Consider the following 1,576-nt stretch of genomic DNA (forward strand, 5'->3'; position numbering starts at 1 on the left):
GCCGCGCCGCCGCGCGCCGCCGCCCCGCGGAGGAGCTCGCGACGCGCGGCCTCGACGACGCGCAGGTCGCCGCGCTGCGCGAGGCGCTCCTCGCGATGCTCGAGCACCTGCCCCGCGACCCGCGCGACGAGGGCTAGCCTGGCCCGATGGAGGTGCTCGCCCTGCCGGGCCTGACGGACTACCACGCCGCGTGGGACCTGCAGCGGTCGACGCACGACGCGGTGGTCGCCGGGACGTCCGCCGACACGCTGCTCCTCGTGGAGCACCCCGACGTCTACACCGCCGGGCGCCGCACCAACCGGTCGGAACGTCCCGACGACGGCACGCCCGTCGTCGACGTCGACCGGGGCGGCAGGATCACGTGGCACGGCCCGGGGCAGCAAGTCGTGTACCCCGTCGTGCGCCTCGCGGAGCCGGTCGACGTCGTCGCGTACGTCCGCGCGCTCGAGGACGCGGTCATGGCGGTGTGCACGGGGCTCCGGCTCGCCACGATGCGGGTCGAGGGCCGCAGCGGCGTCTGGCTCGCCGCCGACGCGACCCGGCGCGAGCGCAAGGTGTGCGCGATCGGCGTGCGGGTCGCCCGCGGCGTGACGATGCACGGCCTCGCGCTGAACTGCTGCCCGGACCTCTCGCGGTTCGACCGCATCGTGCCGTGCGGGATCGACGACGCCGACGTCACGTCGCTCACGGCCGAGCTCGGGCGCGAGGTCACGCCCGCGGACGTCGCGGGCCTGCTCGTCGCCGCGCTCGAGACCGCGCTCGCCCCGCTCCGGGCGGCGGTGGCGCCCGCCGCGGTCGCGGCGCCGTAGCCGCGCCGCGCGCTACCCTGGAGGTCCAGGGAAGTCTTGCGCGCCGGAGTACGGGTGGGTCGGCGCGCGACACGTCGCACCCTGGACCCCGCATGCCACGCACCACCTCGTCCGTCCCTCGTCCCGACGGCGCCGCCGTCGCGGCACCGCCCGACGATCGGCCCGCGCCCCGTACCGGCGCCTACGGCCGACTCCCCCGGCTCGCCGGCGGCTGGTTCCTCCCCGTCGCGTTCCTGGCGCGCCTGCCCTTCTCGATGCTGACGATCGGCGCGCTGCTGCTCGTCACGACCACCACCAACTCCGTCGCCCTCGGCGGGCTCGCGTCCGCCGCGACCGCGCTGGGCACGGCCCTCGGCGGGCCGGCGCAGGGCGCCGTCGCGGACCGGGTCGGCCAGCGCCACGTCGTGCTCGCGTGCGCGCCGGCGTCCGCGCTCGCCGTGCTCGCCCTGCTGGCGGCGAGCGCCGCCGCCTCGACCGCGGGGATGCTCGCCGCGGCGGCCGTCGTCGGCGCGAGCGTCCCCCAGGTGGGCCCGCTCGCACGCGTGCGCTGGCTCGCGCTCGCCCGGCACGAGCCGCGCACCCTGTCGGCCGCGATGAGCTACGAGAGCACCGCGGACGAGGTGAGCTTCGTCCTCGGCCCGGCGCTCGTCGGGGTGCTCGCCGCCGCGGGCTCGCCGCAGGTCGCGATGGTCGTCGCCGCGGTCCTGCTCGCCACGGCCGGGACGGCGTTCGCGCTGCACCCCAGCGCGCGCGCCGTGGGCCGGCCC

At 78.4% G+C, this 1,576-nt stretch carries 2 protein-coding genes; both read left to right on the forward strand.

The genetic code is table 11. From position 1 onward, the window contains the following. Nucleotides 1–146 precede the first annotated feature (146 nt). The gene (lipB, locus tag JZ5iCDA_RS17380) at nt 147–809 is read left to right on the forward strand and encodes a lipoyl(octanoyl) transferase LipB (protein ID WP_069388230.1); all 663 of its coding nucleotides are present in this window, start codon (nt 147–149) and stop codon (nt 807–809) included. Between the two features lie 92 nt (nt 810–901). Next, nucleotides 902–1,576: MFS transporter (locus JZ5iCDA_RS17385; protein WP_139123224.1), on the forward strand; the 675-nt coding region annotated here is incomplete at its 3' end.

The sequence above is a fragment of the Cellulosimicrobium cellulans genome (genome assembly GCF_001722485.1).
GTDB lineage: Bacteria > Actinomycetota > Actinomycetes > Actinomycetales > Cellulomonadaceae > Cellulosimicrobium > Cellulosimicrobium cellulans_A.

Coding starts and splice junctions, on each gene's coding strand:
- lipB (WP_069388230.1), top strand. CDS start 147: ATGGAGGTGCTCGCCCTGCCGGGCCTGACGGACTACCACGCCGCGTGG.